Annotated in this window: 8 protein-coding genes; 4 read left to right on the forward strand and 4 right to left on the reverse strand. The window is 46.3% G+C overall.

Features of this window, described 5'->3' with window-relative positions; all coding sequences use genetic code 11:
* Positions 1-27: 27 nt before the first annotated feature.
* Positions 28-1,773 carry a sodium:solute symporter family protein gene (locus ABW391_RS07240; protein ID WP_353481175.1) on the reverse strand — a complete coding sequence of 582 codons (1,746 nt, stop codon included), beginning with the start codon at positions 1,771-1,773 and terminating at the stop codon, positions 28-30.
* 236 nt (positions 1,774-2,009) lie between these two features.
* Positions 2,010-4,520, reverse strand: a complete 2,511-nt coding sequence (locus tag ABW391_RS07245; protein ID WP_353481176.1) for a PIG-L family deacetylase — start codon at positions 4,518-4,520, stop codon at positions 2,010-2,012.
* A 196-nt stretch (positions 4,521-4,716) separates the two neighbouring features.
* On the opposite strand from ABW391_RS07245, the gene ABW391_RS07250 reads away from it, so the two are divergent.
* Genes ABW391_RS07250 through ABW391_RS07260 form a run of 3 tightly spaced genes read left to right on the forward strand, consistent with a single transcriptional unit; the run spans position 4,717 to position 6,680 of the window.
* Positions 4,717-5,118, forward strand: a complete 402-nt coding sequence (locus tag ABW391_RS07250; protein ID WP_353481177.1) for a hypothetical protein — start codon at positions 4,717-4,719, stop codon at positions 5,116-5,118.
* Positions 5,115-5,534 (forward strand): HNH endonuclease, encoded by a 420-nt coding sequence (locus tag ABW391_RS07255; protein WP_353481178.1) that lies wholly within the window; start codon positions 5,115-5,117, stop codon positions 5,532-5,534. The genes ABW391_RS07250 and ABW391_RS07255 overlap by 4 nt, the downstream gene beginning before the upstream one ends.
* A 48-nt stretch (positions 5,535-5,582) precedes the next feature.
* Positions 5,583-6,680 (forward strand): DmpA family aminopeptidase, encoded by a 1,098-nt coding sequence (locus tag ABW391_RS07260; RefSeq protein ID WP_353481179.1) that lies wholly within the window; start codon positions 5,583-5,585, stop codon positions 6,678-6,680.
* A gap of 36 nt (positions 6,681-6,716) precedes the next feature.
* Here the strand turns inward: ABW391_RS07260 and ABW391_RS07265 are convergent, their stop codons facing one another.
* Positions 6,717-7,148: a type II toxin-antitoxin system VapC family toxin gene (locus ABW391_RS07265; RefSeq protein ID WP_353481180.1), complete on the reverse strand. Its 432-nt coding sequence runs from the start codon at positions 7,146-7,148 to the stop codon at positions 6,717-6,719.
* Positions 7,145-7,375: a hypothetical protein gene (locus tag ABW391_RS07270; protein WP_353481181.1), complete on the reverse strand. Its 231-nt coding sequence runs from the start codon at positions 7,373-7,375 to the stop codon at positions 7,145-7,147. The genes ABW391_RS07265 and ABW391_RS07270 overlap by 4 nt, the downstream gene beginning before the upstream one ends.
* A 96-nt stretch (positions 7,376-7,471) precedes the next feature.
* Here ABW391_RS07270 and ABW391_RS07275 point away from each other — a divergent pair, with 96 nt between their 5' ends.
* Positions 7,472-9,529 carry a TonB-dependent receptor family protein gene (locus tag ABW391_RS07275; protein ID WP_353481182.1) on the forward strand — a complete coding sequence of 686 codons (2,058 nt, stop codon included), beginning with the start codon at positions 7,472-7,474 and terminating at the stop codon, positions 9,527-9,529.
* Positions 9,530-9,596 lie beyond the last annotated feature (67 nt).

Consider the following 9,596-nt stretch of genomic DNA (forward strand, 5'->3'; position numbering starts at 1 on the left):
TTGCGGATTTTCTTATCCATCAATCCTTTACATCACCCCCTCTTTCCCCCTCTCCGGCATCACTCCCTGCAAAACAGCCGCAATCCCCATCACCAGCAAGCAACCGATCAGGTTCAGCCACAGGTAGGCTACCCGTACCGGGATCACCCAGCCCAGCAGGTTGAGGTCCATTTTGTACTCACTCATCACGTAAACGGCGATCACGATGATTTGGGTCAAAATAGCTGCTAAAAATGCTGCTCTGCCTTTGACTTTTGGCTGAAAAAAAGCAGCCAGAAATACACCCAAAATCACCCCATAGAATATAGAACCGATGATGTTTACCGCTTGAATCAGGTTGTCGAACAACTGCGCGGAAAAAGCAAACGCCAGTGAGATCAGACTCCAGACAACTACAAATAACTTCGACATCTTCAAGTAATGCTGATCACTGGCAGAGGGCTTGTACAAACGTTGGTAAATGTCGATCACTGTGGTAGTTGCCAGGGCATTGATGGCGGAAGCCCCTGAAGAGCACGCTGCCGCCAAAATCATGGCCAGCAACAAGCCAATCACCCCGATGGGCATGTATTGCAACACATAAGAAATGAATACGTAATCGGTATCCTTGGTCGAAGCATCCGGCACATGGTCTTTGATGAGGGTTCGGGCATCTTCACGTAGCTGGAGTTCTGTTGCGTGCAAGGTTTGCACTTCCGTTTGCGCCTGCTTGGTTTTTTGTGCATCCCCATTGCGCATGGCCAGCATCAGATCGTGAACTGCATTGCGGCGTTGTTCAAAAACCATGCCTTGCTGCGTTTCCAGAACCTTGTACTGTTCGGCAGCACTTTCACCCAGTCTGCTCACGTTGTTGGCATTGAAGTGCAGTGGAGCTTGATTGAAGAGGTAAAAAACAAAAACCAGTACCCCAACGCCCAGGATGATGAACTGCATTGGCACTTTGATCAAACCGTTGAGCATCAATCCCAAACGCCCTTCTGTCAAAGACTTTCCTCCAAGATAGCGTGCCACTTGTGACTGATCGGTACCAAAATAGGAAATGGCCAAAAATGCCCCGCCAATGACACCCGACCAGATGTTGTATCGATTGGATAAATCAAATTTGAAATCTACCAGGTTGATTTTACCCATTTTGCCGGCAATGTTTACGGCATCCACAAAATGAACGTCGGCTGGCAATTGGTAAAATACGATCCCTGCTGCCAGAAAAAGCCCCAACCAAATCACCGTAAACTGTAGTGTCTGGGTGTAACTCACCGCTTTGTATCCGCCAATGTAGGTATACGCCAGGATCAATCCTCCAATGAATAAAATCGTAAAATTGAGCGACCAACCCAGCAATTGCGACATCACGATGGAAGGCGCAAAAAAAGAAAGTCCCGTGGAAAATCCGCGTTGAATCAGGAACAATAAGGCTGTAAAGACCCGGGTATTGAGCCCAAAACGGGTTTCCAGGTATTCGTATGCGGTGTAGATTTTTAGCTTATAAAAATAGGGAATGACAAAAATGCTCAAGAAAATCATAGCCAAAGGCAGGCCAAAATAAAACTGTACGAAGCGCATTCCGTCTTCATAAGCCTGCCCCGGCAAGGATAAGAAAGTGATGGCACTGGCCTGGGTAGCCATGATGTTGAAGCCGATCACCATCCAATTCAAGTCATCGCTTCCCCGCATGTGGGTTTCAGAAGAATTGATGTGGCGGGTTTTCCAAATGCCAAAAGCTGCGATTCCGATTAGGGTGGCCAGCATTACCAGCCAGTCGATCCAATTCATAGGTTGTCAAGCAAATAATCGAGTGAGTAGATAAAAGAACACAATCAGTATTGCATTGAAGAAAAATACCACCAAATACACTTGATTCCAGGATTTTAAAAAAGGCGGACGATCTTCCATGGTTTTGTGGTTTTAGGATTTTGTTTCCGGTCGCTGAGCGAAGTCGAAGCGGCACTTCGGCTTCGCTCAGTGACCGACACTTCGACTTCGCTCAGCAACCGGAAACAAAACCTGATTTACTTCCCAATTGAAAGCATATTGGCAAAAAGTCGGTAAGCACCAGAAACTCCGGCAGGCAACTGTCGAAACCAGGAGTAGCCCGTGTAAATGTAGTAGCCTGATCCGTATTTGGCCACCAGCAAACCACCGTCGCGGGCAGGTTCGCCGGGGTCGTTGGCAGAAAGGATGGCTTCAAAATTGGCTTTGTCCCAATCGTTGGGGAAATACAGACCGCGTTCCTGCACCCAGCCACTGAAGTCTTGTGCGGTAATTTTGTTGGGCTGGTTCAGGATTTTGTGATCAGGCTTGAGAAAGCGTACTTCGGCATTTTCATCGGTTACCCGGTCGCGAGAAACATTCAGCGAGTAGGGTGCCAGTTCCTTGGGCTCTACTTTGTATTCGAAGTTGGTATTGTACTGAACGATCAAGGTACCACCCCGCTTGGCGTATTCCAACAAATTGGCCTGCCGATAAGTCAGCGCATCAACGGTATTGTAAGCCCGAATGCCCATGATGACCGCATCGTATTTGGCCAGGTTTTCGGGAGTCAGGTCTTTTTCACCCAGCATTTCCACTTTGTAGCCGATCTGTTGCAAACTGGCCGGAATGTCATCCCCAGCCCCAGCAACATAACCCAGCAGTTGACCTGCTTTTTTCAATTCAATGTGCGCTACTTTGGCTTCGGCGTTGAGCAAAACGGTTTGTGCAGGAATATGATCGTACTTGATTTCGAGCATTTCCTTGCTGTAGTTTTGGCCATCAATGGTGGCTACCGGGTAAATTTTCCCTTCACTGGCTTCCTTCGGTGGCGTGACCATGAACTTAATGCTCTTTTCGTCGCCTTTTTTGGCAATGCTGAAACTGGCTTCAGCAGGTTCTACTTTCCAGCCAGTTGGTACACCCAATTTGAGCGTTCCCGAAATGTTGGTTTTGCCCGCTTTGATTTGAACGGTGACTGGTTTGGCATCGTTATCCGCAAAAACAAACACTTTTTCGGCAACCTTGGCAAACACCGGCGGCGTAATTTCAAATGGTCGGTATATCTCTCCCTTGGCCGGATCGGCGTCTTTGTACACAATATCGGATTCATAAACGATGGGCACTCCGGCAATGGTGTAGTGGTAACGGGCTTTGAAAGCACGTTGGGTTTCCGGTTTCCCCCGCATTTGTTGGTTTTTAACCGTATACATGCCCGTTGAAGCGGGATCGGTAAGCCAGTATGCGCTGGTGTAGGCCAGGTCTTTGTTGAGGCGAACTTTACGGGGCCAGATCAAGTCTTCATTATTGGCCAAGGGTTTGCTGAAGGTGGTATCCAACCCAATTGGATCAATGCTTACTTTATCCAAAACGACAACGGCAGGGCTGCGGTTGATGACTTCGGTACGGATGGTTATTTCCTCACCAGCGGATGCCGAAAAATCGGCAGCAGCCGTTTCGTGGTAAAGGCCTAAACAGGCTTTGATCACGTCTTTGATTTCAACTAATTTGACCCTTTTCCAATATCCATCAGGCAATTTTTCAATCAATTGAAAAGCTTTGAGTAGTTCGGGTAAACTGGCGGTTGGATTGTCAAAACGAAACTTGGCTTGAACCCCAGCCAAAAGGGTACCGATCGGCGCTCCGCCCGGAACACGTGTCCAGGTGGTATTGATGCCTTCAAACAGGTCATTTTTACTTTTGGGGGCGTCGCCTTTGATGTGTTCAAAATATTCCAGGCTAGAGCCCCGGGTGCCCATCGAACCAAATCCCTGACAGCGGTGTGAACTGCGGCTTTCGGCAGCTACTTCGTTGTTGGATTTTCCGAGGTTGGGGTAATAAACGCCAGCATCTACATTGTACAATTTCGACTTATCTGCCTTATCAAATGCGGCGCGGCTGCCAAAAAAGAACCAGGAGATGTTGAAAAACGTGCGCCGAGGTTGCCAGGGCTTGACATAAGCCAGTTGTTCGGGATAAGCTTGCGGGTTATTGGCCAAATCAAAGGCTTCTACCGACAATACCGCCGAAGCCGTGTGGTGACCGTGAGTAGTACCTGCCGTGCGGTGGTCAAAACGATTGACAATTACATCGGGTTGCCATTGGCGGATGGCCCATACAACGTCTGCGAGGACATCGTTGCGGTTCCAAGTTTGAAATGTTTCTTCAGGATTTTTGGAAAACCCAAAATCGTTGGCGCGGGTAAACATTTGTTTGCCTCCATCGATGCGGCGGGCAGCGAGCAATTCCTGGGTACGCAATAGACCCAATAATTCTCTGATTTCCGGGCCGATCAGGTTTTGACCGCCATCACCGCGTGTGAGCGACAGGTAAGCGACATTGGCCTTCCGCTCATTGGCGAGGTAAGAGATGAAAAGGGTGTTTTCGTCATCAGGGTGTGCAGCAATGTACAAGGCTGAACCCAAAAAGTTCAGCTTTTTAATGGCTTCATGAATTTCCCCGGAGGTGTATCGTTTGGGTGCTTGAGCACGGGCACTTGTAAAAGGAAGGATCAAAACAAGTAGCAAAAAAGGAATGCTCCAACGCTGCATAGGTGATTTGTTTTGTGTTTTGCAATCGAGTGGGACAAATATACATTTTGCAGCGCAGAAAAATAAGGAAAGATTGGGAAGTGATGGTTTTGGGGCGGTTGCGTGGAAAATTGCAATTTTTTCAGGGAGCTTCTCCTTGCATTTTTTAAAAAAATGCCCTAGATTTATTGTTGCTTTTACCTCCAAAATATAGAAAATGTCTTTAACTATCGATTTACCCATAACAGTTGAGCTTACACTCCGAAAAAACGCTGAGAAACAAGGAGTAACCCTTGAACGCTATATCTCAAGTTTACTGACTGAATTTGATGGCGAAAAATCTATTGAGCCCCAGGAAAATCTTACGGAAAATGAATTATTACAGCGTATTCATTTGAATGTAAACCCAACTGATTTAGAAGAATACTATCGATTAACTGAAATATTTAAAGCAGGAAATATTACACTGAAGGATCATGAAAAACTAATTAATCTCAATGATTTAATAGAAATTGCACATGCCAATAGAATGAAGTATTTATTAGAACTAGCCAAGTTGCGAAATAAATCGCTTGAAGATATGGTCTATGAATTAGGCATCAAGCGTAAAGTAGCATGACGGAATCGCTCCGAACTTCAGTAAGGTTGAGAGCGCATAGTTGTTGTGAGTATTGCCTAGCACAAGAAACTTTCTCTCATGATCCTTTTTCTGTTGAACATATCATTCCAGTAGCCAAAGGCGGGGAAGACGAATTAGAAAACCTAGCATGGTCTTGTTTAGGATGTAACTTTCATAAATTCACCTCAACCACTGCCATAGACCTTGTTTCAGAAGCGTCTGTAAGTCTTTTTAACCCTCGCGAAAATAGTTGGGACGAGCATTTTAAATGGAATGAAGATATTACAATAATTATTGGGCTTACTGCAATAGGTAGAGCAACCATCAATCGTTTAAAGTTAAATAGAGAGGGCTTAGTAAATTTAAGAAGCATTCTCTTTAAAGCAGGGAATCATCCTCCTAAATTTTCGAAATAGTAAAACATGCGTCATTCCCTAATAATTTGCTTGCTAACCCTAACCACCATGTCCTACTCCCAAACCCGCGGCCGTGCCCGCGACCTCGGCATCCACATCGGCGTCCTTCCCACTGGCAAACACAACGCCATTACCGATGTAGGCAACGTCACTGTTGGCCAGGCCACTTTGCGGGAAGGGCAAAACATCCGTACTGGAGTCACCGTCGTCTTACCCGATACCGGCAATCTTTTCCAACACAAAATACCTGCTGCAATTTTCGTAGGCAATGGATTTGGCAAACTGGCGGGCAGCACCCAAGTGCAAGAATTGGGCAACCTCGAAACACCCATCGCATTGACCAATACCCTCAATGTAACCACTGCCATGGAAGCGCTCATCGAGTATACTTTGAACCAGCCAGGCAACGAAAATATTCAATCGGTCAATGCCCTGGTTGGAGAAACCAACGACGGCTATCTCAATGACATTCGCGGACGGCACCTCCGCAAAGAACACGTCTGGCAAGCCCTTAAAAACGCCAAGGCTGGCCCGGTGGAAGAAGGATGCGTAGGCGCAGGGACAGGTACAGTTTGCTTTGGATTCAAAGGCGGGATAGGTACGGCATCACGCAAGTTTCCAGCACATTTGGGGGGCTATTCTGTAGGCGTGTTGGTACAAACAAACTTTGGTGGCGTACTCGAAATCAACGGTGCGCCAGTGGGGAAGGATCTCAATCAATTTTACCTCAGCGACCAATTGAAAGACCGCGCCGACGGCTCTTGTATGATCGTCGTAGCAACAGACGCACCCCTCGACAGCCGCAATCTGGAGCGCTTGGCCAAAAGGGCATTTTTGGGATTGGGCAAAACCGGCGGCATTGCTTCCAATGGCAGTGGTGATTATGTGATTGCTTTTAGCACAGCACCAGGTTTAAGGGTCAAACACGACTCCAAAGAGCCGACTCAAACGGTGACTTTGCTGCGCAACGACGCCATGTCAGGGTTGTTTATGGCCGCTATTGAGGCTACGGAAGAAGCGATCATCAATTCATTGTTTCAGGCGAATACCACGGAAGGCAGGGATGGACACAAGATTGAAGCGTTGCCTTTGGAGAGGGTTTTGCCGATTTTGAAGAAATACAATATGGTGAAAGGGGATCGCTAAATAATTAAACCCTTGATTTTCTAAAGTTTCTACTCTTTAAATTGTCGTTTGCAATCCCTCTTCTTCAAAAAAAGTATTTAGAAGTTTGTCTGCGGTAAGGAATAGATCGGATTGCTTTGAAAGTAATACTGCAGTTGAAAGTTGAATACCATCTAACGTTCTTAAACCTTTTGTACCATATTTAGAAGAAAGAATTCTTGCTTGTTCAATGACAATACTATCAAGAGTAATAAAAGTGTATTTCCCAAAATCATTTTCAAATAATCTTAACGTCATAGAAGCTTCAAGCAATGAAACATCACCCATGCGTACTTTCTTCCAAATCGATGAGGCAAACTCAATTTTTGTGATTTCTGAAAGAAAAATGGTTGTGATCTTTTCGGTTGTAAATAGAACCTCTAGTTCTACCGTACCAGATTCTCTATGATACAGCTTGAATAATGTTGAAGTGTCTAAAAAAATTCTCATATCTCTTTTCTTCGCTCTTCGATCACTGTATTGCTAAATGAATCTTTGTAATTTTCAAGATTTTTTTGGCTTTCCAAAAAAGAAAAGTCGGATAATGAAAGTCCTTCATCAGATAAGGAGGGAAACTCCTCTAAAAAAGTAACAATAACCTTTATAGGATTATTTGATGAAAATTCTTTGTCAAGTTTCACGAATCCATTTAAGTATGTTCCAACAACTGCAACCATATTACTTGTTTTTAAACTTATTTGACAAATATACTTTAAATTGTTTAGCCGTACAACTCCTTTAGACCATTATCTTTGTTTAAAATAAAAGTAGTTATGCGTTACGCCCTCTTGTTGTTGCTCAGTTTTAGCTGTATGTCGCTAACTATTGCTCAAACCAACAATATCGACACCCTCCGCACCCTCGACATTGCCCCCGTTACGGTCACCGCTTCCCGTTTTGAAGCCAAAAACAACCGATTGCCTTTTGCCATCAGTATCCTGAACAAGAGTCAGATCCAAAGAGCACAGGCGCAGTTGTCGCTCAATGAAGCCCTGGTGGCTTTGCCGGGCGTATTCACCCTCAATGCCGATAACTTTTCACAAGACTTGCGGATTTCCATTCGGGGATTTGGCGCACGGGCAGCTTTTGGAATCCGGGGCATCCGGCTTTTTGTAGATGGCTTACCCGAATCAACTCCCGACGGCCAGGCTGATGTAGACAATGTAGATGCTGGAGCCTTGCAACGCATTGAGCTATTGCGGGGTGCCTCATCAGGTTTGTACGGCAACGCTTCCGGTGGAGTACTCAACATGAGTACCGAAGAACCCAGCAAGCAAAGTTTTGTAGAAACACAAGCCTTGGCAGGTAGCTTTGGCTTTCAGCGGTATCAGGTAAAAACCGGATTTATGGTTGGAAAACTGGGCGTTTTTAGCAGTATATCACAGAACAAGAGTGATGGTTTCCGGGCCCAAAGCGCCATGCAACAAACCACTCTGAACCTCAAGTTACGCTATCAACTCCGGCCAGATACCAAACTTTCCTTTTTGCTCAACTACGGCAATAGCCCTTACGCACAAGATGCGGGTGGGCTGACTGCCGAGCAAGTCAGTACCGATCGACGCCAGGCCAGAGCAGCCAACGTGCAATTTGATGCAGGCGAAAAAGTAACTCAAGGAAGAATTGGACTCGTGCTGGAAAAACAATTTTCAGCCAAACACAAACTTACCGCTAGAACCTTTGCAACCAGCCGTGATTTTGCCAATCGCCTGGCTTTTCGCGGTGGCGGATGGGTTGAATTTGAACGCCTCTTTGGCGGGGTTGGCCTGACCTACGCGTATACAGGCAACAAATACCGCTCCCAAGTGGGGCTGGAATGGAATGACCAACGCGATGCTCGTCAACGCTTCGACAATGTGGATGGCAAAAAAGGAAACCTGACCTTGGATCAAACCGAGCGTTTCCGCAGTGCCGGCGCTTTTTGGTTGAATGAATTCTCGGCGGGCAAAAAATGGACGTTTACGGCTGCTACGCGCTACGATGCCTTGAAACTGAGTGCTGAAGACCACTTTTTAAGCGACGGCAACCAAAGTGGAGCGAATGCTTTTAACCGTTTTAACCCCAGTTTGGGCGTCGTTTTTGCGGCCAAGCCCTGGGCGAGTTTGTATTCCAATCTGGCCTCCAATTTTGAGACGCCTGCTCTCACCGAACTTTCGGCCAATCCCAGCAACCTGGGGGGATTCAACGCGGATTTAAAACCCCAACGTTCGCTTAATTACGAAGCTGGAGTGAAGTTGCTGGGCAATACCCGGGTTGGGTTGGATCTGGCTTTGTTCCAGATCAACTTGCAGGATGAATTGGTGCCTTATCAACTGACCAGTGCGCCCGGGCGTACGTTTTACCGCAATGCCGGCAAGTCAATACGACGTGGCGTGGAAACTTCGCTGAACGTTCGGATCTTGGAAGGTCTGTTTTTTACAGCCAATTACACCTTTTCTGATTTCAAATACGAGGCTTACGAAGCAAATGGAACCCGCTTTGACGGCAATATTCAACCCGCAGTACCCCGTCATCAATTGTTCAGCATTTTGCAATGGGCGCATCGTTCGGGCTTTTTTGTGGCGGCACAGGTGCGCAGCATCGGCAGCACCTTTGTCAACGATGCCAATACGTTCAGCAATTCAGGCAATACGCTTTGTTCGATGCGTGCAGGGCATGCCTTCAAATTGGGCAAATTCTGGAAAATTGAACCCTTTGGGGGCATCAACAATATTTTTGGCGTAGCCTATACCAACAACATCCTGCTCAACGCTGTGGGCAATCGTTTTTATGAGCCTGGAGCTGCGCAGGCGACGTATTATGGAGGAGTAAAAGTGAATTGGCGGAAAAGTTGAGCCTTTACTTTTTACTCAAAACTCATTAACTTAGTATGACGCAAAAAATTACTTCCCGATTTTTTTT

The sequence above is a fragment of the Haliscomenobacter sp. genome (assembly GCF_040403615.1).
Taxonomy (GTDB): Bacteria; Bacteroidota; Bacteroidia; order Chitinophagales; family Saprospiraceae; genus Haliscomenobacter.